The 21,525-nt window shown below is 63.3% G+C and carries 19 protein-coding genes, 2 tRNA genes and 1 pseudogene; 12 read left to right on the forward strand and 10 right to left on the reverse strand.

Annotated elements, in window-relative coordinates; translation table 11 throughout:
* The first annotated feature begins 28 nt into the window (after positions 1-28).
* The 5 genes and pseudogenes from PHR85_RS05465 to PHR85_RS05485 all read left to right on the forward strand — a co-directional run.
* Positions 29-2,020, forward strand: coding sequence for a nucleoside-diphosphate sugar epimerase/dehydratase (locus PHR85_RS05465; protein ID WP_300051500.1), 1,992 nt, complete (start codon positions 29-31; stop codon positions 2,018-2,020).
* Between the two features lie 36 nt (positions 2,021-2,056).
* Positions 2,057-2,974 carry an archaeosortase/exosortase family protein gene (locus PHR85_RS05470; protein WP_300051501.1) on the forward strand — a complete coding sequence of 306 codons (918 nt, stop codon included), beginning with the start codon at positions 2,057-2,059 and terminating at the stop codon, positions 2,972-2,974.
* Positions 2,967-3,647 carry a hypothetical protein gene (locus tag PHR85_RS05475; protein WP_300051503.1) on the forward strand — a complete coding sequence of 227 codons (681 nt, stop codon included), beginning with the start codon at positions 2,967-2,969 and terminating at the stop codon, positions 3,645-3,647. Before PHR85_RS05470 ends, PHR85_RS05475 begins: the two co-directional genes overlap by 8 nt.
* An 86-nt stretch (positions 3,648-3,733) precedes the next feature.
* Positions 3,734-5,179 carry a hypothetical protein gene (locus PHR85_RS05480; RefSeq protein WP_300051505.1) on the forward strand — a complete coding sequence of 482 codons (1,446 nt, stop codon included), beginning with the start codon at positions 3,734-3,736 and terminating at the stop codon, positions 5,177-5,179.
* A gap of 108 nt (positions 5,180-5,287) precedes the next feature.
* Positions 5,288-6,475, forward strand: a pseudogene (locus PHR85_RS05485) (ISAs1 family transposase); the annotation flags it as partial.
* A 131-nt stretch (positions 6,476-6,606) separates the two neighbouring features.
* Here PHR85_RS05485 and guaA read toward each other — a convergent pair.
* Both guaA and guaB read right to left on the reverse strand, forming a co-directional pair.
* Positions 6,607-8,226, reverse strand: coding sequence for a glutamine-hydrolyzing GMP synthase (gene guaA / locus PHR85_RS05490; RefSeq protein WP_300051507.1), 1,620 nt, complete (start codon positions 8,224-8,226; stop codon positions 6,607-6,609).
* A gap of 85 nt (positions 8,227-8,311) precedes the next feature.
* Positions 8,312-9,781, reverse strand: coding sequence for an IMP dehydrogenase (guaB, locus tag PHR85_RS05495; protein ID WP_300051509.1), 1,470 nt, complete (start codon positions 9,779-9,781; stop codon positions 8,312-8,314).
* Positions 9,782-9,858: 77 nt separating this feature from the next.
* Between guaB and PHR85_RS05500 the strand changes: the two genes are divergently transcribed.
* On the forward strand, positions 9,859-10,440 hold the full coding sequence (locus tag PHR85_RS05500) for a hypothetical protein (protein ID WP_300051511.1): 582 nt from the start codon (positions 9,859-9,861) through the stop codon (positions 10,438-10,440).
* Here PHR85_RS05500 and PHR85_RS05505 read toward each other — a convergent pair.
* Positions 10,434-10,766: an RnfH family protein gene (locus PHR85_RS05505; protein ID WP_300051512.1), complete on the reverse strand. Its 333-nt coding sequence runs from the start codon at positions 10,764-10,766 to the stop codon at positions 10,434-10,436. The genes PHR85_RS05500 and PHR85_RS05505 overlap by 7 nt on opposite strands.
* A gap of 3 nt (positions 10,767-10,769) precedes the next feature.
* Complete coding sequence (locus PHR85_RS05510; protein WP_300051513.1) at positions 10,770-11,216, reverse strand: type II toxin-antitoxin system RatA family toxin; 447 nt, start codon at positions 11,214-11,216, stop codon at positions 10,770-10,772.
* Between the two features lie 56 nt (positions 11,217-11,272).
* Here PHR85_RS05510 and smpB point away from each other — a divergent pair, with 56 nt between their 5' ends.
* Positions 11,273-11,758: an SsrA-binding protein SmpB gene (smpB, locus tag PHR85_RS05515; RefSeq protein WP_300051514.1), complete on the forward strand. Its 486-nt coding sequence runs from the start codon at positions 11,273-11,275 to the stop codon at positions 11,756-11,758.
* A 108-nt stretch (positions 11,759-11,866) separates the two neighbouring features.
* On the opposite strand, the gene typA is transcribed toward smpB, so the two are convergent.
* Genes typA through rimP form a run of 6 tightly spaced genes read right to left on the reverse strand, consistent with a single transcriptional unit; the run spans position 11,867 to position 20,053 of the window.
* Complete coding sequence (gene typA / locus PHR85_RS05520; protein WP_300051516.1) at positions 11,867-13,690, reverse strand: translational GTPase TypA; 1,824 nt, start codon at positions 13,688-13,690, stop codon at positions 11,867-11,869.
* Entirely contained in the window at positions 13,687-14,658 is a 972-nt protein-coding gene (gene truB, locus PHR85_RS05525) for a tRNA pseudouridine(55) synthase TruB (protein WP_300051518.1), read from the reverse strand. Before truB ends, typA begins: the two co-directional genes overlap by 4 nt.
* A gap of 1 nt (position 14,659) precedes the next feature.
* Positions 14,660-15,028: a 30S ribosome-binding factor RbfA gene (rbfA, locus tag PHR85_RS05530; protein ID WP_300051520.1), complete on the reverse strand. Its 369-nt coding sequence runs from the start codon at positions 15,026-15,028 to the stop codon at positions 14,660-14,662.
* Positions 15,029-15,031: 3 nt separating this feature from the next.
* Positions 15,032-17,905 (reverse strand): translation initiation factor IF-2, encoded by a 2,874-nt coding sequence (gene infB / locus PHR85_RS05535; RefSeq protein WP_300051521.1) that lies wholly within the window; start codon positions 17,903-17,905, stop codon positions 15,032-15,034.
* Positions 17,906-17,934: 29 nt separating this feature from the next.
* Positions 17,935-19,434 carry a transcription termination factor NusA gene (gene nusA / locus PHR85_RS05540; RefSeq protein ID WP_300051523.1) on the reverse strand — a complete coding sequence of 500 codons (1,500 nt, stop codon included), beginning with the start codon at positions 19,432-19,434 and terminating at the stop codon, positions 17,935-17,937.
* A 1-nt stretch (position 19,435) separates the two neighbouring features.
* Positions 19,436-20,053: a ribosome maturation factor RimP gene (rimP, locus tag PHR85_RS05545; protein ID WP_300051526.1), complete on the reverse strand. Its 618-nt coding sequence runs from the start codon at positions 20,051-20,053 to the stop codon at positions 19,436-19,438.
* 287 nt (positions 20,054-20,340) lie between these two features.
* Between rimP and PHR85_RS05550 the strand changes: the two genes are divergently transcribed.
* The 5 genes from PHR85_RS05550 (at position 20,341) to PHR85_RS05570 (ending at position 21,516) form a co-directional block, all read left to right on the forward strand.
* Positions 20,341-20,417: transfer RNA gene (locus PHR85_RS05550), tRNA-Pro, on the forward strand.
* Positions 20,418-20,462: 45 nt separating this feature from the next.
* Positions 20,463-20,539: transfer RNA gene (locus tag PHR85_RS05555), tRNA-Arg, on the forward strand.
* A gap of 246 nt (positions 20,540-20,785) precedes the next feature.
* A complete protein-coding gene (locus PHR85_RS05560) occupies positions 20,786-21,088 on the forward strand; it encodes a collagen-like protein (protein WP_300051529.1) in 303 nt (100 codons plus the stop codon).
* Positions 21,089-21,118: 30 nt separating this feature from the next.
* The gene (locus PHR85_RS05565) at positions 21,119-21,277 is read left to right on the forward strand and encodes a DUF3309 family protein (protein ID WP_300051531.1); all 159 of its coding nucleotides are present in this window, start codon (positions 21,119-21,121) and stop codon (positions 21,275-21,277) included.
* Positions 21,278-21,300: 23 nt separating this feature from the next.
* A complete protein-coding gene (locus PHR85_RS05570) occupies positions 21,301-21,516 on the forward strand; it encodes a glycine zipper 2TM domain-containing protein (protein WP_300051533.1) in 216 nt (71 codons plus the stop codon).
* Positions 21,517-21,525 lie beyond the last annotated feature (9 nt).

Genomic DNA, 21,525 nt, shown 5'->3' on the forward strand with positions numbered 1-21,525 from the left:
AGGAGAATGGGTCTAGAATAACGAGCAAATGGCCAGGGAGGCCGGAAGCCGTGAAATGATAAAAACCATCGTAGCACCTCTACTAGCCCTGCCACGGCCAGCCAAACGACTGCTGGCCTTGGCGCTGGATGCAGCTCTGTGCGCCTTCACGCTCTGGCTGGCATTGAGCTTGCGCCTGGAGCAACCTGCCAGTTGGTCATCGATTTATGGCTGGGTCCTGCTCTCATCGATACTTTTCGCGCTGCCGCTTTTCGTTGTTCACGGTTTTTACCGGGCCATATTCCGCTACGCCGGCTGGTATGCCATGGTGGCCGTGACCCGCGCCGTAGGGTTATATGGCCTGTTGTTCGCGGGGCTCTACACATTGGTCGGCGTCACGGGATTACCTCGCTCGATTGGGGTTTCGCAACCCTTGCTGATGCTGGTGACGGTTGGCGGCAGCCGGGTCTTGGTGCGGCACTGGCTGGGTGGCAATTACCGCAAGGCCTTGGAAATGGGCAAGGCACCTGGCGTGCTGATTTACGGTGCCGGCTGTGCAGGTCGGCAGCTGGCCATGGCATTGGGCGATGCCAGCAAGCCGCAGCGCCTGCTGGGCTTTCTGGACGATGACCCGAAGCTGCAAGGCCACCACGTCAACGGCTGGACAGTCTATGCCCCGTCCGGGCTGCCTGAGCTGGTCAGCAAGCTGAACGTGACGGATGTACTGCTGGCTGTGCCCAGCATGAGTACCCAGCGCAGGTTGGAGGTGCTGGAGCAATTGCGCCCACTTCCTGTACACGTGCGCACCCTGCCCGGGGTCGAAGATTTGGCGACGGGTCGTGTGCAGTTGGGGGACATTCAGGAGCTCGACATCAACGACCTGCTGGGTCGTGCGCCCGTCGAGCCCCAGCACGAACTGATGGACCGCAACAATCGCGACAAGGTGGTGCTGGTGACGGGTGCTGGCGGCAGCATAGGCAGCGAGCTATGCCGCCAACTCCTACACTGTGCACCGCGACAACTTCTACTGATCGAGCGCGGAGAATTTGAACTTTATCATATTCACCATGAATTGATGGATATAAAAAAAGAGCATGGGATGCTGGTCGAAATCGTACCCTTGCTGGCTTCAGTGGGTTCGCGCAGGCGCATCCAGGAGATCATGGATACTTGGCGGCCGCACACCATCTATCACGCGGCCGCTTACAAGCATGTACCGCTGGTGGAGCACAACCCAGCCGAGGGTGTCTACAACAACACCTGGGGCACCTGGGTCACGGCACTGGCAGCCGCGCAGGCAGGGGTGCGCAACTTTGTGCTGATCAGCACGGACAAGGCGGTGCGCCCGACCAACATCATGGGCGCCAGCAAGCGCCTGGCCGAGATGGTGCTGCAAGCGATGGCTGACCGGGCCGCGACTTTGTGCACCGCCGATCGACCAGGCACCTGTTTTTCAATGGTGCGATTCGGCAACGTGCTGGGATCGAGCGGGTCGGTGGTTCCGCTGTTCCGCGAACAGATACGCAAGGGCGGGCCGATCACGCTGACGCACCGCGACATCAACCGCTTTTTCATGACCATACCGGAGGCGGCACAGCTGGTGATACAGGCAGGTGCGATGGCCAAGGGCGGGGAGGTCTTTGTGCTCGACATGGGCAAGCCAGTGCGCATATACGACTTGGCACGCCGCATGGTGGAGCTGTCAGGCCTGCGACTGCGCGACGAGCATTGCCCGGACGGCGACATCGAGATCCAGATCACCGGCTTGCGTCCTGGCGAGAAGCTCTACGAGGAACTGCTGATAGGAGACAACCCGGAGCCCACGCAGCACCCATGCATCATGAAGGCGCACGAGGACTTCATCCCCATGGCTCAGATGGAAGCTGGATTGAACATCCTGCGCCGCGCCATGGACAGCAATGACGTGAAGACCATCAAGGGCATGCTGCGCATGCTGGTGCATGGCTACCAGCCCGGCGGCATGGTGGTCGATCTGGTGTGTCTGGAGCAAGACCGCATATCCGAGCGTCTTGCGGCCTGAATCCAGGCCAGGAACTCGACCCAACCACAGACCCCCATGGAGAAATTCATCATGACAATTAGCATGAAATCCAATATCGCGGCGACCTTGCCTCGGGCCGGCACCATCAAGCTGCCTGCCACACCGCGCGAGCTCTGGATCTGGCTGGCCGCCATCGTGGTCATCAACCATCTGGTTCTGGCCTACCGCATGCAGTCCATCGACTTCGTCGTGCTGGCGGCTCTGACCTGGGGCGGCGCCCTGCTCTGTATCGAGGACAGGCTGCCCGACCTCAAACCTGAGCCCAGCCACCTGAGCCTGGTACTGGGCGGTTTGCTGCTTGTCGCCTGCTTCTGGCGTAGCGCGCAAGTTTTTCACCCTGAACCTGTCATCCACCTACTGGCGCTACCGCAGGCAGTCGGTCTGGCGTTGCTGCTGGTGCCGATCCGACAGCTGCTGCGATTTGTCGCACCCTTGATCGTGGCGGGCATGCTGGTCGTGGAACTGCTGCTGCCCGAACTGATTCCCCTCAAGGCGCTGAGCCGGCTCACCGCCCAGGTTTCGGGCGGAATGCTGAACCTGACGGGATTTGAAGCCATAGTCGCCGCTCAACAAATCTGGTTGCCCAATGGCGGTGTCCACGTCAACAACGCCTGTGCCGGACGGGAAATCATCACCCAGCTGATCTGCGTCGCGACCATCTTCTTGCTGGCCTTTCCGCTGAAACAGAAAGGCTGGCGGGTCACCATGCTGCTGCTGGCACCCCTGATGGCCATACTCGTCAATGCGGCACGCATAGCCCTGCTGGCCTGGATCAACGCGAGCGAGCTGGCAAAAAAGGACTACTGGTTCAAGTTCATGCACGAGGACGACGGCTCGCTGATCTTCGGCGCCATCAGCGTATCGCTTTTCGCCTGGAGCTACCTCAAATTGCTGGACCGGCAACTCGTCAAGAAAGAGGCCCAAGATGCCTGAGTCGATCAGCACTCGCAGCCTTCAATTGGCCTTTGGCGGGCTCCTGCTGCTGGCCATTGCTGCGGCAGCTTACACAGGAGTCCTGAGCAAGACCCCGGCGGCGATTGAGCCAACCTTGGGCAACTTGTTCCTGCCTGGTTTCAAGCTAGATCCCTTGCCCGGATTAGAACCCGCCAGAGAGAGACATCATGCGAACAGCACGCAATATCGCTGGAGCGCAGCACAGACGGTGCCAGGTCAGGCCCCGTTCCAGTTGGAAGCGGTCGTGGTGCACAGCAGCACGAGCGGCGAACTGGAAATCAATCAACTGGTGCGCAACGCGGGGCTTGCTGCGGCCGAGCATGAGGTGCAGACCTTGAGGGCTGACTCAGGCCAAGCGGATGAGGAAGTTGCCATCGCAGAAACCGGCAGCGACTGGGTGCTGCGAACCTGCATCACACCCAAGGGGCGCGCATTGGTTACGGGCTTGAAGAATACCCTTCACGCAGAGCGGACCACCGGTGCCAAAGCCAAGGCCTTGCAGGCACTCGGCCTGCAAGACAACATTCGCTGGGAATGTCTACTGGTTTCGATCAACCTCCCCAAGGGTGAAAGCAGTCAAGCGGCCTTGCTTGCGGCCTGGAAGGACGTGAAAACACCACTTTTCTCCTGGAAAAAATCAGCTCAGCCGTAAGCTGCGTGGATGAATTCCAGACGGCATAACGACAAAGTATCAAGAAGACACATGGGAGGAAATCACAGAAAATGTCACACACTCAATTGAACAAGCCCGTGCTTGCGGCCTGCATGACGCTGATTGCCTTGACAGGCCTGAGTCCTGCTGCCAACGCCGAGCCAGAGAAGGCCCAGGAGATCCCAGCCGTGGCCCCCCCCATCGTAGCCGTGGTTAACGGGGTTGAGATCACGAGCAAGGAACTCGACTACCTGTACGCCCGCACCTCCCCTCCCAATCTGCCAGCTGAAGTGGTCTTGGCGCGCAAGCGTGCCATCTTGACCGAACTCATCAGCAGCGAGGCGCTGGCACAGAAAGCCATCGAGGTAGAGCTGGACAAGACGCCAGAATTCGCCATGGAAATGGCGATTGCCAAGCGATCAGCGCTCGCGGAAAAAGTCGAGCGCCAGATCGTGCGCAAGGGTCCCCAAGTCACGCCACAAAATGCCTTGGACTACATCAACACCAACCCGGGAATGTTTACCGAACGCCAGTTGCTGACACTGGAACGCCTGGACCTGATCAAAACGGACGAGGGACTGCTGGACAAACTGGACAAGGCCAGTGACAACGGTGCCGGCTTGCAGCGGCTCGAGAAGCTCGCACAGGAATCGCGCGCGGAGACAAAACGCCAGGTGTTCAACAGCTACAGCGACCGCATGGAGCCTCAACTGCTCAAGGTCATGCTGGCCAAGCCCTACAAGCCAGTCGTTATCAAATTCAATGACGACAAGACCCGGAGCAGTGTGTTTTATGTCCACTCCGCAGTACCCGCCCCGCTGACGGGACAACAGGCTCTACGGGCAGCCGGCCTGGCACTCATGTCGAAACAGGCTCAGTCGACAAGGCAGCAAGGCAGGCAAGCCATCGTCGGCGCGGCCAAGGTCTCCTTTTACGGCGAGTTTGCAGGCACGAAGTTGCAGTCCACAACAGCAGACGGTGAAGACTTGAAGATGGCTCAACTTTTTACCAAGCCGGTCAGCTTCCAGCGCAAGCTGGCTATCGCTGGTGGGCTGACTGCCGCCGCTACCCTGCTGGTGCTGACCCTGTTGACGGCCTCACGTTACTGGAGAAGCAGCACGGGCGACCCGAAAGGGCCTGGCACATTGCGGCAGACGCTGCAGGCCATGCCGCTGATGGGTCGCTTGTTCGGAAAACCTCTCGCTGCGGATGAACTGGCTAAGGTGCTGGCCGCCAGCTCAGCACGCCACCGTGATGAACCAGCCAGCTGGTATGGCAAGCTGCTGGTACTGGCGGGCCTGGCGGGTGGCTCGGCCATGCTGTTGATCCAGATTTCAGGGGCTTGGCATCGTCTACAGCCGTGGCAGATCGCAACAGTGCTGACCGCAGGCTTGTTCGCTGGCGCCTTGTTCGGCCTGATCTATGTACGAAGCAGCCTGCGCGACATCAAACGCGAACGCCGCTGGATTCCCGTGTCTGTGACCAGCGCTCTCCTGATGGGGGTATCAGCGGCAGGCATTGCAATCAACTGATAAGTTAGACCGTTGAAGTTTTCCGAGCTTGAGGTTTATGCAAGCTGTTGATTTTACTAATCTTTAAGAGCTTGAAGCTAGGAAAACATCGGCCGCTCAACTTACGGATCACATGAAATTCTGAGAGAATGGCGGCGAAAGCAGCGACGAGGATGCGTGATGAAGGTGCTCGATGAGCCCACTCGAGACGGCCTGACCCAGCTGAACTTGTGGAGCAACCTGCCGCCCGAGGTCACGGCTCAACAGATTGCCGACCTGTACCGCCGCCGCTGGCGCATCGAAGGTCTGTTCGGACGGCTCGAATCGGTGCTGCATAGCGAAATCCGCACGCTGGGCCATCCACGCGCGGCGCTGCTGGGCTTTGCCACGGCGGTGCTGGCCTACAACGTGTTGTCTCTGCTCAAGCGCTGCATCGAACAGGCTCACCGCGAGCAGGCTCCCGAGCTGGAGGTCTCGACCTATCACCTGGCAGTCGATGTCGTGAGCGACTACAAAGGCATGCTCATTGCGCTACCGCCTTCGGCGTGGTCTTCGTGGTCCGAAGCCAGCCCGGAGCACATGGCTGATTATTTGCTGCATCTGGCCCGGTTCGTCTCGCCGCGCAGCGTCGCCACCTCCAAGCGAGGCCCCAAGAAACCCAAGCCCAAGGGCTGCATCGTGACGATCGATGCGATCGGCTGCCAAAAGGACATTGCCGCGCAGATCGTGGCCGCCGGCGGCGACTATGTGCTGGCGGTCAAGGACAACCAGGGCGGGCTGAGCGAGGCGGTGCAGGACTTCTTCGATGAAGGACAGCGCAGCGGCTTTGGCGACACGCCGCTCGACTGCGTCGAGACGGTGGAGAAGGACCATGGCCGGCTGGAGACGCGCCGCTACACCTGGATCCCGCGCCTGGACTGGATGGAGCGCCCGCTGCGCAGTCAGTGGAAGAAGCTCGCCGGCGTGGGTCTGGTCGAGCGCCGGCGTGAGATCGCGGGCAAGGTCAGCGTCGAGCGCTCGTTCTACATCGGCTCCCAGGGCGTCGACTCGGCCCAGACCCAGGCCAAAGCCGCACGCGGGCACTGGGGGGTGGAAAACCAGTTGCACTGGGTGCTCGACGTGGTGTTTCGCGAGGACGACTGTCGGGTACGGCGTGGACATGCGGCGCGCAACTTCTCGGCGTTGCGCAAGTTCGCGCTGTCCTTGTTGCGCCAGGACACCCAGTACCCCAAGCGCAGCCTCAACAGCCGGAGTCAAACCGCTGACCGCAATGCCAGCTACCGCGCGTCTCTGCTCGGGCTACAGCCCCGGGAGTAAGTGCGATTGCCCCGCTTGATGATGCCTGCCGATGCCAGATGCCGCCAGGCGCAGGCAAGAAAAAAGCCCCTGATTTAAGGGGCTTGCTGGGGTTTTCTGCCTGGCGCCGCCAGTCAGTGCCAGATGCTAGATCATTCCCACTCGATCGTCGCCGGCGGCTTGGAGCTCACATCGTAGGTGACGCGGTTGATGCCACGCACTTCGTTGATGATCCGGCCCGAAACCCGCTTGAGCAGGCTATAGGGCAGTTCGGCCCAGTCGGCGGTCATGAAGTCGCTGGTGCAGACCGCGCGCAGCGCCACGACATAGTCGTAGGTGCGGCCGTCACCCATCACGCCCACGCTCTTGACCGGCAGGAAGACGGTGAAGGCCTGGCTGGTCAGGTCGTACCAGCTCTTGCCACTGACCGAGTCGATGGTCGAGCGCAGCTCCTCGATGAAGATCGCGTCGGCGCGCTGCAGCAGCTTGGCGTACTCGGGCTTGACCTCGCCCAGGATGCGCACACCCAGGCCCGGACCCGGGAAGGGGTGGCGATACACCATTTCGTGCGGCAGGCCAAGCGCCACGCCGAGCTCGCGCACCTCGTCCTTGAACAGGTCGCGCAGCGGCTCCAGCAGCTTGAGGCCAAGCTGCTCGGGCAGGCCGCCGACGTTGTGGTGGCTCTTGATGGTGACGGCCTTCTTGCTCTTGGCGCCGCCCGACTCGATCACGTCGGGGTAGATCGTGCCCTGGGCCAGGAAGGTCGCACCCTTGGCGCCATTGCCGGCGGCCTTGAGCTTGGCGGCCTCGGCCTTGAAGACGTCGACGAACAGTCCGCCGATGATCTTGCGTTTCTGCTCCGGGTCGGTGACGCCGGCCAGCTGGCCAAGGAACAGTTCGCTGGCGTCGACACGGATGACCTTGGCGTTGAGTTTTCCCTCGAACATCTCCATCACCATGTCGCCTTCGTTGAGGCGCAGCAGGCCGTGGTCGACGAAAACGCAGGTCAGCTGGTCGCCGATGGCGCGGTGGATAAGCGCCGCCGCGACGGATGAATCGACGCCGCCCGACAGGCCGAGGATGACTTCCTCGTCACCGACCTGCTCGCGGATCTTCTGGACCGCTTCGGCGACATGATCGCGCATGACCCAGTCAGGGTTAGTACCGCAGATGTCGAGCACGAAGCGCTCCAGCATCGCCCTGCCCTGCACGGTGTGCGTGACTTCGGGGTGGAACTGCACGGCGTAGTAGCGGCGCGCCTCGTCGGCCATGCCGGCGATCGGGCAGCTCGGGGTGCTGGCCATGAGCTTGAAGCCCGTCGGCAGCTCGGTGACCTTGTCGCCGTGGCTCATCCAGACCTTGAGCATGCCGTGACCCTCGGGGGTCGTGAAGTCGGCGATGTCCTTCAACAATGCGGTGTGACCATGGGCGCGCACCTCGGCATAGCCGAACTCGCGCTGGTGGCCGCTCTCGACCTTGCCGCCGAGCTGCTGCGCCATGGTCTGCATGCCGTAGCAGATGCCCAGCACCGGCACGCCGAGCTCGAACACCGCCGCGGGCGCGGCGTCGGTCGACTCCTCGTAGACGCTGGCATGGCTGCCCGACAGGATCACGCCCTTGAGCTGGCCATCGGCGGCGTACTGGCGCACCCAGTCGTCGCTGACGTCGCAGGGATGGACTTCGCAATAGACATGGGCCTCGCGCACGCGGCGCGCGATCAACTGGGTGACCTGGGAGCCGAAGTCGAGGATGAGGATCTTCTGGTGTTGCATGGCGTGGTAAGGATTGAGCGCTGCAAGAAAAGCGAAAAGGCCGTCCAGACTGGACGGCCCCCTGGGGCCAGTTCAGTCGGCCCGGTCAGTCGGCGCGATAGTTCGGCGCTTCCTTGGTGATCTGCACGTCGTGGACATGGCTCTCGCGGATGCCGGCCGAGGTGATCTCGACGAACTCGGCCTTGTCGTGCATCTCGGCGATGGTGGCGCAACCGCAGTAGCCCATCGAGGCACGGATGCCGCCAGCCATCTGGAAGATGATCGACACCACCGAGCCCTTGTAGGGCACGCGGCCTTCGATGCCTTCGGGCACCAGCTTGTCGGCGTTCGGGTTGCCGGTGCTCGATTCCTGGAAGTAGCGGTCGGCGCTGCCCTGCTGCATGGCACCGATCGAGCCCATGCCGCGGTAGCTCTTGTAGCTGCGGCCCTGGAACAGCACGATCTCGCCCGGCGCCTCTTCGGTGCCGGCGAACATGCCGCCCATCATGACGGTGTTGGCGCCGGCAGCCAGTGCCTTGGCGATGTCGCCCGAGTAGCGGATGCCGCCGTCACCGATCAGCGGCACGCCGGTGCCCTTGAGCGCGGTCGCGACGCTGTCGATCGCCATGATCTGCGGCACGCCCACACCGGCGACGATGCGGGTGGTGCAGATCGAACCCGGGCCGATGCCGACCTTGACGCCGTCGGCGCCGGCCTCGACCAGCGCCAGGGCAGCGGCGCCAGTGGCGATGTTGCCGCCGATGACCTGCACCTGCGGGTAGTTCTGCTTGACCCAGCGCACGCGATCGATCACGCCCTTGCTGTGACCATGCGCGGTGTCGACCACGATGGCGTCCACGCCGGCCTTGACCAGCAGCTCGACGCGCTCCTCGGTGCCGGCACCGACACCGACGGCGGCACCGACGATCAGGCGGCCCGACGGGTCGCGCGCCGCGTTCGGGAAGTTGAGCTGCTTGGTGATATCCTTGACCGTGATCAGGCCCTTGAGCTCGTAGCTGTCGTTGACCACCAGCAGGCGCTCGAGCTTGTGCTTGTTGAGCAAGGCCTTGGCCGCCTCGGGCGTGGTGCCATCGGGCACGGTGATCAGACGCTCCTTGGGCGTCATGATCTCGCGCACCGGCAGGTCATAGCGGGTCTCGAAGCGCAGGTCGCGCCCCGTGACAATGCCGACCACCTTGCCGCCTTCGACCACCGGGAAGCCGGACACGCCGAGTTCCTCCGACAGCTGCATCACCTGGTAGATGCTGGTGTCTGGGGTGATGACGACCGGGTCGCGCAGCAGGCCGGACTCGTAGCGCTTGACCTTGGCCACCTGAGCCGCCTGCTCCTGGGCAGTCAGGTTCTTGTGCACGATGCCGATGCCACCCTCTTGCGCGATGGCGATCGCCAGTCGTGCTTCGGTCACGGTGTCCATCGCGGCGGACACCAGTGGCAGGTTCAGGGTGATGTCTCGCGTGAACTGGGTCGCGAGCGAAGTGTCCTTGGGCAGGACCTGGGAGTAGGCCGGCACCAGCAACACGTCGTCGAAGGTGAGGGCTTTACCGAGTAGGCGCATTTGTAAGGCTCCAAAAGCGTTATTGTACTGGCGCTAAACTGTACCATCCGCACAAAGACGGATCCAGGGAGGACGGTATGAAGGAATTTTCTTCGCTTCGCAACACCAATCGCGCGGGACCGCCTGGCGGCAAGCGGGCCTGGCTGGTGCTGGCGGCGAGTTGCTGTCTGGCTGCCAGCCCGCTGGCACGGGCCGATTCCGGCTGGCTGTGGCTGGACAGCAGCGGGCACAAGGTCTACAGCGACATGCCGCCCCCGCCCTCGGTGAGGTCCAGGAACATCCTGCGCCGACCAAACGCCGACATGACCACGCCGCTTCCGCTGTCGGCGGCAGAACCAGCCAACGCCGCTGCGAGAGCTCAAGCCCCTGCTGGCCAGAATGGTACCGCCTCAAGCCTCGACCGGCCCGCCACGCCAAGCGCGGCGCTGTCGGATGCCGAGCTGCGAACCGCGGTCGACAAACGCAATGCCGAGATCCGGCTGCAGAACTGCCGGCAGGCGCGCGAGGCGCTGACGACGCTGAGCTCGGAGCTGCCGCTGATCACGACCGACGCCCAAGGCGAGCCGGTGGCACTCAGCGACGAGGCACGCGCCACCGAGATCCGTCGCCTGCGCCAGGCCGAACAGGACAACTGCAGGCCAAAGGCGGCCGCTCAGTAACCCCACTTGGCGCCTGGGCGGCGCTGCGCGAACAGACCCGCCGTCTTGGCACCCTGGAACTTGAAACGCTCGCGCCGGGCCACCTTGGGGTCAACGCGCAGCGGGCGCCAAAACTCGACGCGGTCGCGCTCGCGCAAGACCGCCTCGCGCGGCGCCTTGCGTCCCCAGATGCCGCAGCTGACCGATGCCTCGCAGCCCAGTTCAGGATGCGGGTCGAGCCAGCCGCTCAGGCGCAAGGCGTCATCCAACGTGCTGCCGGTGGGCAGTTCGAGTTCGCGCTCAAGCACTTGGCGCGCTGCCGGCGAGTAGACCAGGGTGACCTTCATGCTTCAGGCTTCGCCATAGACCTGGTCGGCGCGCTTGACGAAGGCATCGACCAGGCTGCCGGCGATCTTGTCGAACACCGGCCCGACCAGCGACTCCAGCGTGCGGCTCGAGAAGGCATAGTTGAGGGTGAACAGGATCTTGCAGGCCTTTTGCTCCGGGCCGCCCAGCGGGATGAACTCCCAGGTGCCGTCCAGCTGCGAAAACGGCCCATCGACCAGCTCCAGCTTGATGCTGCGCCCCTCGACATGGGTGTTGCGGGTGGTGAAACTCTTCCTGATGCCGCTGATGGACATGCCGACGCGGGCGACGACGACCTCGCCCTGCTCCTCGAGCACAGCGCCTTCGTTGCACCAGGGCAAGAATTCGGGATAACGGGACACATCGGCCACCAACGCGAACATTTCGGACGCGCCGTGCCAGAGCAATACAGTTTTGTTTACGCTTTTCATACAATCGCCGATCGCCCCGGCATTGTATGGGTCCGAGGCACCCCCATTTGAGCAGCATGGCTACAAACAAGAAATCCACCGCCGCGAGCGACTCGCGCATCGCCGACAACAAGAAGGCCGTCTTCAACTACCACATCGAGGAGCGGTACGAGTGCGGCATGGTGCTCGAAGGCTGGGAGGTCAAGGCCCTGCGCGAGGGCAAGGTCCAGCTGACCGACGGCTATGTGCTGATCCGCGAGGGCGAGCTGTTCCTGATCGGCTGCCAGGTCAACCCGCTGCGCGGCTCCTCGGCCTTCGTGAGCACCGACAGCGCCCGCATCAAGAAGCTGCTGCTGCACCGCGAGGAGATCAAGCGCCTGGTCGGCAAGGTCGAACAGAAGGGCTACACCCTGGTGCCGCTCAACCTGCATTGGAAGAACGGACGGGTCAAGTGCGAGATCGCGCTGGCCAAGGGCAAGGCCGAGCACGACAAGCGCGACACGATCAAGGAACGCGAAGGCAAGCGCGAGGTCGAGCGCGCGCTCAAGAGCCGCAACCGCTGAACGCGGACCAGCCCCTTGGACGGCATCGGACCACCGATGCCACCACAGGAGGCAGGAACCCGGTCGGGGTGCGCTGCACAGCAGCACGCCCCGGCCGGTAGAGGACCATCAACCGCGGCTGGCGCGCTTGCGGTCGTTTTCCTTCAGGTGGCGCTTGCGCAGACGCACCGACTTCGGGGTGATCTCGACCAGCTCGTCGTCCTCGATGAACTCGACGCCGTATTCCAGCGTCAGGTCGATCGGCGGCGTGATCTTGACGGCATCTTCCTTGCCCGAGACGCGGAAGTTGGTCAGCTGCTTGGTGCGGGTCGCGTTGACGATCAGGTCGTTGTCGCGGCTGTGGATGCCGACGATCATGCCTTCGTACACCGGATCATTGGCCTTGACGAACATGCGACCACGGTCGTCGAGCTTGCCCAGCGCGTAGGTGAAGATCTCGCCATCGTCCATCGAGATCAGCACGCCGTTCTTGCGGCCGGCGATGTCGCCCTTGTGCGGCTCGTAGCTGTCGAAGATGTTGGAGATCAGGCCGGAACCACGGGTCAGGTTGAGGAACTCGTTGGTGAAGCCGATCAGGCCACGCGCCGGGATGCGGTATTCGAGGCGCACGCGGCCACGGCCGTCCGGCTCCATGTTGACCAGCTCGCCCTTGCGCTCGCCGAGGGCCTGCATCACGCCACCCTGGTGGGTTTCCTCGATGTCGGCGGTCACCAGCTCGATCGGCTCGCACTTGACGCCGTCGATGTCACGGAACACCACGCGCGGCTTGGAAACGGCCAGCTCATAGCCTTCGCGGCGCATGTTTTCCAGCAGGATGGTCAGGTGCAGTTCACCCCGGCCCATCACTTCGAAGATGCCGTCTTCGTCGGTCTCGCTGACGCGCAGCGCGACGTTGTGCTGGAGTTCCTTTTGCAGGCGGTCCCAGATCTGGCGACTGGTGACGAACTTGCCTTCGCGACCGGCCAGCGGGCTGGTGTTGACGCAGAAGTTCATGGTCAGGGTCGGCTCGTCGACCTTGAGCATCGGCAGCGGAGCCGGGGTGGCCGGATCGGTGATGGTGACGCCGATGCCGATGTCGCCCAGGCCGTTGACCAGCACGATGTTGCCCGGACCGGCTTCGGTCACCTGGACCCGGTCCAGACCCTGGAAGGTCAGCACCTGGTTGACGCGGCCCTTGACGGACTTGCCGTCCGGACCTTCCATCACGACCACGTCCATGCCGGGCTTGATGGTGCCCTGGCTGATGCGGCCGACGCCGATGCGACCGACGAAGGTCGAGAAGTCCAGCGCCGAGACCTGCAGCTGCAGCGGTGCGGCCGGATCACCCTTCTGGGCCGGCACATGCTTGAGGATGGTGTTGAACAGGGCCGACATGTCGGGGCCCCACTGCTCGCCCGGAGCGCCCTCTTCCAGCGAGGTCCAGCCGTTGATGCCCGAGGCGTAGACGACGGGGAAGTCGAGCTGCTCGTCGGTCGCGCCGAGCTTGTCGAACAGGTCGAAAGCGGCGTTGACGACCTTGTCGGGGTTGGCGCCCGGCTTGTCGACCTTGTTGACGACCAGGATCGGACGCAGGCCCAGGGCCAGTGCCTTCTTGGTCACGAAGCGGGTCTGCGGCATCGGACCTTCCTGGGCATCGATCAGCAGCACCACGCCGTCGACCATCGACAGCGCGCGCTCGACTTCGCCACCGAAGTCCGCGTGGCCGGGGGTATCGACGATGTTGATGTGGGTGCCTTCCCAGCTGACCGCGCAGTTCTTGGCCAGGATGGTGATGCCGCGCTCGCGTTCGATGGCGTTGTTGTCCATCACGGTATCGACGACTTTTTCGTGTTCGGCGAAGGTGCCGGATTGACGCAGCAGTTGGTCAACCATGGTGGTCTTGCCGTGGTCGACGTGGGCGATGATGGCGATGTTGCGAATCGGGGTGCTCATGATTGGCTCTCCAGGATTTGTTGAATTTCGATAGGGCTCAACAGACGCCCTGGGATCAGTTCGCCGGCCTCGACCTGGGCGGTGCCCAGCAAGGCGGCAGGATGATCGGCATAAACGGCGACCTGCGCGGCATCGGGCCAGGGGCCGCGACGGCGCATGCCGCTGAGGAAACGGCCTGCATTTTGCTCGTCGAGCGTGACGCGCTCATGGCGAGCCAGCAGGCGGTCGACCGGCAGCAGGGCGCTCAGGCGCTCGCTATCGGCCATGGATTCGATGGATTCGATCGAAATGCACTGTGAAAGTTCAAATTCGCCCGTTTGGGTGCGGCGCAGCGCCGACAGGTGAGCCCCGCAGCCCAGCGCCCGGCCGATGTCCTCGGCCAGGGTGCGGACGTAAGTGCCCTTGCTGCAGAGCACCTGCAATTCGAGTTCGATCTGCTCGCCCTGCCCCTCTGTCTGCGGCAGCAGGCGCAGCGACAGCTCGCGAATCACGATCTGGCGCGGCTCGCGCTCGACTTCGATACCGGCGCGGGCGTACTCGTAGAGCGCCTTGCCGTCCTTCTTGAGCGCGCTGTACATCGGCGGCAGCTGGCTGATCGGACCCGTGAAGCGGACCGCCAGCGCGTGCAGCCTGTCTGGTGTCAGCAGATCGAGGTCCACCGCGACGGTCGAGCTGATCTCGCCCTCCAGGTCACCGGTGCTGGTCGTGGCGCCCAGGCGCAGCACGGCCGTGTAGCCCTTGTCGGCGTCGAGATGCAGCTGGCTGAACTTGGTCGCCGCGCCGAAGCACAGCGGCAGCACGCCAGTGGCCAGCGGATCGAGGGTGCCGGTATGTCCGGCCTTCTCGGCCCGCAGCAGCCACTTGACCTTCTGCAAGGCCTGGTTGCTGGAGAGACCGATGGGCTTGTCGAGCAGCACCACCCCGTGCACGGGGCGACGCTGCACCCGTGCGCGAGGTGCGGTCGTCATCTCAGTCCTCGTCCTTGGAACGGGATGCGACCGCCTTGGCGATCAGGGAACTCATGTCGGCCGCACGCTCGGAGGTGCGGTCGAAATGGAAATGCAGCGTCGGCACGGTATGGATGTGCAGGCGCTTGAACAGGCCGTTGCGCAGGAAACCGGCGGCCTGGTTCAAGGCCGCCTCGGTGTCCTGCGGATTACCCGTCAGCAGGCTGAACCAGATCTTGGCATGAGCGTAATCAGGCGTGACTTCCACGGCCTGCAACGTGATCATGCCCAGACGCGGGTCCTTGAGCTCGCGGATCAGCTCGGTCAGATCACGCTGGATCTGATCGGCGACCTTGAAACTGCGGTGGGTCGATGACTTCTTGGTGGCCATGACTTACAGCGTGCGAGCGATTTCCTTGATCTCGAAGACTTCGAGGATGTCGCCTTCCTTGATGTCGTTGTAGTTCTTGAGCTTGATGCCGCACTCGAAGCCTTCCTTGACTTCCTTGACGTCGTCCTTCATGCGCTTCAGGGACTCGAGCTCGCCGGTGTAGACCACCACGTTCTCGCGCAGCAGGCGGAAATGCGCGTTGCGGGTGACATGACCGTGGGTGATCATACAGCCCGCGATGGTGCCGATCTTGGTCGCGACGATCACGTTGCGGATCTCGGCGGTACCGATGATTTCCTCGCGCTTCTCCGGAGCCAGCATGCCCGACATCGCGGCCTTCAACTCATCGACGGCGTCGTAGATGATGTTGTAGTAATGGATCTGGACATCGTTGCCCTCGGCCAGCTTGCGCGCGCCGACTTCGGCCCGCACGTTGAAGCCGATCACGATCGCCTTGGAGGCGATCGCCAGGTTGATGTCCGACTCGCTGATGCCGCCCACGCCGGCGTAGACCAGCTGGACGCGGATCTCTTCGGTCGAGAGCTTGAGCAGCGAGGCGGCCAGCGCTTCCTGCGAGCCCTGCACGTCGGACTTGATGATGATGGGCAGGGTCTGGACCTCGCCGGCCGACATGTCGGAGAAGATGTTCTCCATCTTGGCGGCCTGCTGGCGGGCCAGCTTGGTGTTGCGGAACTTGCCGGCGCGGTAGGTCGCGATTTCACGGGCACGGCGCTCGTCGAGCATGACCATGAAATCGTCGCCAGCCTGCGGCACTTCGGCCAGGCCCTGGATCTCGACCGGAATCGACGGACCGGCTTCCTTGGTCGGCTTGCCGTTCTCGTCGAGCATGGCGCGCACGCGGCCCGAAGTCTGGCCTGCCAGCACCACGTCGCCGACCTTGAGCGTGCCGGACTGCACCAGCACGGTCGCGACCGCGCCCTTGCCCTTGTCGAGGCGGGCCTCGATCACCAGGCCCTTGGCGTTGGCGGCCACCGGTGCCTTGAGCTCCAGGATCTCGGCCTGCAGCAACACCTGCTCCAGCAGCGCATCGATGCCTTCGCCGGTCTTGGCCGACACGCCCATGAAAGGCACGTCACCACCGAATTCTTCCGGCACGACGGATTCAGCCACCAGCTCGGAACGCACGCGCTCCAGGTTGATGCCGGGCTTGTCGATCTTGGTCAGCGCCACGACCATTGGTACATTGGCCGCCTTCGCGTGCTTGATGGCTTCCTTGGTCTGCGGCATGACGCCGTCGTCGGCGGCACAGACCAGGATCACGATGTCGGTCGCCTGGGCACCGCGGGCACGCATGGCCGTGAAGGCCTCGTGACCCGGGGTGTCGAGGAAGGACACCATGCCGCGCGGGGTTTCCACGTGGTAGGCGCCGATATGCTGGGTGATGCCGCCGGCTTCGCCGGATGCCACCTTGGTGCGGCGGATGTAGTCGAGCAGCGAGGTCTTGCCATGGTCGACGTGACCCATGACGGTCACGACCGGGGCGCGCGGCAGCAGCTCGGCGTGGACGGCCACGTCCTCGTCGGTGAAGGCTTCCGGATCATCCAGTGCCGCGACGACAGCCTTGTGGCCGAGTTCTTCCACCAGGATCATGGCGGTGTCCTGGTCCAGCGGCTGGTTGATGGTGGCCATCTGGCCCAGCTTCATCAGCTGCTTGATGACCTCGGACGACTTCAGGCTCATCTTGTGGGCCAGTTCCGCGACCGTGATGGTCTCGGGCACATGGACCTCGATCACCTTGGCATCGACCGCCGGCACGAAGGACGATGCCCCCTGGTTGCGGTCATCACGGCCGCCACGGCGACCGCCACCCTTCGGGCCGGCACGCCAATTGCTGCCGCCCGGGCGGCCACCACCGGTGTCGCCACGGGTCTTGATTTCCTTCTTCTTGTTCGCATCGTCCTTCCAGGTGGAGGACAGATTCTCGGACTTGACTTCCTTCTTGCCTGCGGCGCCGGGTGCGGCGGCAGCAGCGGCAGCGGTCTGGCCGGGCTTGGCGCCGCCAGCGGGCTTGAGCGTGCCCTTTGCAACAGCCGGAGCCGCGGCGGGCTTGGGCTCCTCGGGCTTCTTGGCCACCAGCACCTTCTTGGGCGCGGACATCATGGCGCGGATGGCTTCGGCCTCGGCCAGTGCCTTGCGGCGGCGATCCTCGAGATCCTTGGCGCGGTCGGCCTCGGCCTTCTTGGCGGCATCGGCCAGGGCCTTGGCCTCGGATTCAGCCTTGGCCTTGGTGGCGGCGATCTGGGCGGCGTGCTCGGCGCGCTCGGCGGCCAGCTTGGCCTGGGCCTCGCGCTCGGCGGCAGTGCGGGCTGCGACTTGCTGCAGGTACTCGGCCTCGCGGCGCGCGGCGGCCTCCTCGGCTTCGCGCTTGCGGGCAGCAGCGTCCTCGGCATCACGCTGGACGGCAGCCTTCACCTCGGCTTGCTCGCGCTGCTGACGCTGCTGAGCCAGCTCGACTTCCTGCAGCTCGATCGACTCGGCTTGGCGACGCGCTTCTTCTTCGCGGCGCACCAGCTCCTCGGTCTGGGCGGCGTTGGCTTCACCCTCGACCGGCTCGTCGTCACGCTTGATGAAAGTGCGCTTCTTGCGCACCTCGACCTGGATGGTGCGAGCGCGGCCGGTGCCATCGGCCTGCTTGATCTCGCTGGTGGACTTCTTGGTCAGAGTGATCTTCTTTCGTTCGCCACTGGCAGTGCCGTGGGCGGCCTGCAGGTAGCCCAGCAGTTTCTGCTTGTCGGTCTCGGTCAGCATGTCGTTGCCGGCACGCTTGTCGACGCCAGCATTGGACAGCTGTTCGAGGAGGATGGAAGTGGGTTTGCCGAGTTCGGCGGCAAATTCTGCGACGGTATTGCTAGACATATGAATAATTCTCCGTAAGGCCTCCGCGATCAGGACTGGCTTTGTGCCGAGTCACCCGAGAACCAGTGTTCGCGGGCTTTCATGATCAGCGCCGTGGCCTCGGCGGGCGTCTGGCCTGTAATTTCGCACAGCTCATCAGTGGCCAGGTCGGCCAGATCGTCGCGTGTGTGCACGCCGGAACCGGCGAGCTTGGCGATCAGCTCGACGGTCAGGCCGTCGAGTTCACGCAGATCCTGCGAGGCGTCGTCGACGCTCTCTTCCTTGGCGATCTCCATCGTCAGCAGCGCGGCCTTGGCGCGAGCGCGCAGTTCGTTGACCGTCTCCTCGTCGAAGGCCGCGATCTCGAGCATCTCCTGCAGCGGCACATAGGCCACCTCTTCGAGGCTGCCGAAGCCTTCCTCGATCAGGATGTCGGCCAGATCCTGATCGACATCGAGCTTCTCGATGAACAGCGCGCGGGTCGACTCGGATTCGGCGGCCTGCTTCTGGGCCGACTCGTCGGCGGTCATGATGTTGATCTTCCAGCCGGTCAGGTCGGAGGCCAGGCGCACGTTCTGGCCGCCACGGCCGATCGCGATCGCGAGGTTTTCCTCGTCGACCACCACGTCCATGCCGCCGCGCTCCTCGTCGACGACGATGGACTGCACGTTGGCCGGAGCCAGCGCGCCGATCACGAACTGGGCCGGATCCTCGCTCCACAGCACGATATCGACGCGCTCGCCGGCGAGCTCGTTGGTCACGCCGTTGACGCGCGAACCACGCACGCCGACGCAGGTGCCGATCGGGTCGATGCGCTTGTCGTGCGAGACGACGGCGATCTTGGCGCGCGAACCCGGGTCACGGGCGCATTTCTTGATATCGAGCAGGCCCTGTTCGATCTCGGGCACTTCCTGACGGAACAGCTCGATCATGAACTCGGGCGCCGAACGCGACAGCAGGATCGGCGCACCGCGCAGGGTCAGATCGACCTCCATGATCATGGCGCGCACGCGGTCGCCAGAACGGAAGTTTTCCTTCGGGATCATCTCGCTGCGCTTCAAGCGGCCTTCGACACGACCGCTCTCGACGATCACGTCGCCCTTGTCCAGACGCTTGACGGTGCCGACGAAGATCTTGTCGCCGCGACTCATGAAGTCGTTGAGCAGCATTTCGCGCTCGGCGTCACGGATGCGCTGCAGGATCACCTGCTTGGCGGCCATGGCACCGATGCGGCCGATCGGCACGCTTTCGATCTGCTTCTCGATGAAGTCACCGACCTGGATGCCAGGGTTTTCGTCGGCCACGTCGGAGTGGAGCTCCTCGGCGTCCGGATTCTGCAGCCCGGCCTCGTCGGGAACCACCAGCCAGCGGCGGAAAGTGTCGTAGGCGCCGTTATCCGGATCGATCGCGACACGGATGTCGACCTCGCCCTTGTACAGCTTCTTGGTGGCCGAGGCCAGTGCGGTCTCGACGGCGCCCAGCACCAAGTCGCGTTCCACATTCTTTTCGCGCGAGATCGCATCGATCAACATCAACATTTCGCGATTCATTTCACTCGCCTGCCTTTCCGTGCTCTGCTGCTGTAGGGTTCAAATCTGTATCGGCCGCGGGCTCTGCGCCCCGACCCTTGAAGCTCACGATGGGCGCCAGCCGCGCCTCGCGGATTTCGTCGAGCGTGAAGCCCAGCACCTGCACCGGCAAGGGCTTGGCCTTCTTGCTGATGCGGGCACCCGGCTTGCGGGCGGGCGCATCGCTCCAGACGATCTGCCAGCCTGCTCCGCTTTCCGGACGCTCCAGCGTGCCGCGAAATTTCTTGCGATTGGCCGCGATGTCGGTACCGGTGGCGCCGATCGGGGCCTTGAGCGTGATGTCGACCTCATGACCCAGGAAGCGGGTGAAGTCGTTTTCGTTGCGCAGCGGGCGGTCAATGCCGGGCGAGCCCACCTCGAGGCGCTTGTAGTCGACGTTTTCGACCTCAAGCAGGTACTGGAGCTGTCGGGTGATTTTTTCGCAGTCCTCGACCGTGACGAACTGCTCAAGACCCGCCCGGGAAGGGTCCCATGGCATGTCGATGGTCACGCGCAACAAACCGCCGGCGGACCGGTCCAGATCCACCAAGTCATACCCCAAACCCGTGACGGTTTGCTCTACGGTCTGCTGCCAACTCATCAATATCTTGCCGCTTTAAAACAGTCCCAAAAAGGGACAGCCAAAAAAAAAGGGCCGGTATTACCCGCCCATCTGGTCGTGAAGCCAGTATTCCAGCACTTTATTCTTAGCAAGAACAGAACTGAAAACCGACTTCGTTAGTATATACCGATATGCCAGCGTAAGCAAGCGCCTCGCGCCAAGCTTTGACCAGACGACGCCCAGGAAGAAGGCAAACCGTCGTGACGATGAAAAATACCGATCGACTCCAAAATCCCCCTCATCACAGGATACAATCGCGGCTTAGTCGGAGCGTAGCGCAGCCTGGTAGCGCATCTGCTTTGGGAGCAGAGGGTCGCGAGTTCGAATCCCGCCGCTCCGACCACCCTACATAAGGCCCACTCGTTGGGCCTTTGTTTCGTCAGGCGCACTGCCCGTAGCTCAACTGGATAGAGCAGCTGCCTTCTAAGCAGCAGGTCGGGGGTTCGAGTCCCTCCGGGCAGGCCAGCGTTTCCCCATGAAACCCATGGCTCATGCCGCAGAGCCATGGAAAGCCTGGGGCGTCCATTCAGCCAGCCCTCCCCTCCTCTTGATCGTCCCCGAACAACGCTTATGTCTGCCACCGAACGGAAGCGGGCTTCAAGCACTGTCACGCTGACCCTGTGCCAGACATGACACAAGAGAGCGGCCCGGGGGATCGAGAATGGCCACCATCCTTCAGGTTGATCATTCATCTGTTTCAAAGGATTAACCATGAAACGTTCGATGCTGATGCTGGCTTTGCTGGCAGCACTGGGCCTCAGTGCTTGTGAAAAGCCCACCGTGATCAACATGCCCGCCCCGGCTCCCGGACCCGCTGGCCCACAGGGAGCCACAGGTGAAACCGGCAGTACCGGCTCGACTGGCGATACCGGATCGACCGGATACACAGGCAGCACGGGTGCGACAAGCGCCACCGGCGGCCAGGGCATGACAGGCGACAAGGGCAGCACGGGTGCCACAGGCAAGACTGGCAATACCGTGATCGTGGTGCCGCCGGCAGAGCCTTCGCGCTGAGCCCGGACACCACAACGCGAGAAACAAGTCATGAGCCTTGGAACGATACTGTTGATCGTCCTGATACTGATACTGGTCGGTGTTTTTCCGAGCTGGCCGCACAGTCGGGGCTGGGGCTACGGACCCAGCGGCCTGCTCGGTCTGATAGTGGTCATCATCCTGGTGCTGGTCTTGCTTGGCAGACTCTAGGCAAGCAAAAAAGGAGCAATTGCATGAAAACGATTATTCATCTGGCACTCACTGCGGCAAGCATCGCCACGGTTCTTGCCTTGGGGGCTTGCGCTGGCATGACGCAGCAAGAGAAGAACACGGCCATCGGTGCCGGCGCCGGCGCCATCGGTGGCTCGATCCTGAGCGGCGGCAGCACGGCTGGCACCTTGGGCGGCGCCGCCGTAGGCGGTCTGATCGGCCACGAAGTCAACAAGTGAGGCAGCAAT

The sequence above is a fragment of the Malikia sp. genome (assembly GCF_028687635.1).
Classification (GTDB): Bacteria; Pseudomonadota; Gammaproteobacteria; order Burkholderiales; family Burkholderiaceae_C; genus Malikia.

Excerpts from the sequence above, each read along its gene's own strand:
- PHR85_RS05465 (WP_300051500.1), top strand. The coding sequence starts at position 29 with ATGGCCAGGGAGGCCGGAAGCCGTGAAATGATAAAAACCATCGTAGCA.
- PHR85_RS05470 (WP_300051501.1), top strand. The coding sequence starts at position 2,057 with ATGGAGAAATTCATCATGACAATTAGCATGAAATCCAATATCGCGGCG.
- PHR85_RS05475 (WP_300051503.1), top strand. The coding sequence starts at position 2,967 with ATGCCTGAGTCGATCAGCACTCGCAGCCTTCAATTGGCCTTTGGCGGG.
- guaA (WP_300051507.1), bottom strand. The coding sequence starts at position 8,226 with ATGCAACACCAGAAGATCCTCATCCTCGACTTCGGCTCCCAGGTCACC.
- guaB (WP_300051509.1), bottom strand. The coding sequence starts at position 9,781 with ATGCGCCTACTCGGTAAAGCCCTCACCTTCGACGACGTGTTGCTGGTG.
- PHR85_RS05500 (WP_300051511.1), top strand. The coding sequence starts at position 9,859 with ATGAAGGAATTTTCTTCGCTTCGCAACACCAATCGCGCGGGACCGCCT.
- PHR85_RS05505 (WP_300051512.1), bottom strand. The coding sequence starts at position 10,766 with ATGAAGGTCACCCTGGTCTACTCGCCGGCAGCGCGCCAAGTGCTTGAG.
- PHR85_RS05510 (WP_300051513.1), bottom strand. The coding sequence starts at position 11,216 with ATGAAAAGCGTAAACAAAACTGTATTGCTCTGGCACGGCGCGTCCGAA.
- smpB (WP_300051514.1), top strand. The coding sequence starts at position 11,273 with ATGGCTACAAACAAGAAATCCACCGCCGCGAGCGACTCGCGCATCGCC.
- typA (WP_300051516.1), bottom strand. The coding sequence starts at position 13,690 with ATGAGCACCCCGATTCGCAACATCGCCATCATCGCCCACGTCGACCAC.
- truB (WP_300051518.1), bottom strand. The coding sequence starts at position 14,658 with ATGACGACCGCACCTCGCGCACGGGTGCAGCGTCGCCCCGTGCACGGG.
- rbfA (WP_300051520.1), bottom strand. The coding sequence starts at position 15,028 with ATGGCCACCAAGAAGTCATCGACCCACCGCAGTTTCAAGGTCGCCGAT.
- infB (WP_300051521.1), bottom strand. The coding sequence starts at position 17,905 with ATGTCTAGCAATACCGTCGCAGAATTTGCCGCCGAACTCGGCAAACCC.
- nusA (WP_300051523.1), bottom strand. The coding sequence starts at position 19,434 with ATGAATCGCGAAATGTTGATGTTGATCGATGCGATCTCGCGCGAAAAG.
- rimP (WP_300051526.1), bottom strand. The coding sequence starts at position 20,053 with ATGAGTTGGCAGCAGACCGTAGAGCAAACCGTCACGGGTTTGGGGTAT.
- PHR85_RS05560 (WP_300051529.1), top strand. The coding sequence starts at position 20,786 with ATGAAACGTTCGATGCTGATGCTGGCTTTGCTGGCAGCACTGGGCCTC.
- PHR85_RS05565 (WP_300051531.1), top strand. The coding sequence starts at position 21,119 with ATGAGCCTTGGAACGATACTGTTGATCGTCCTGATACTGATACTGGTC.
- PHR85_RS05570 (WP_300051533.1), top strand. The coding sequence starts at position 21,301 with ATGAAAACGATTATTCATCTGGCACTCACTGCGGCAAGCATCGCCACG.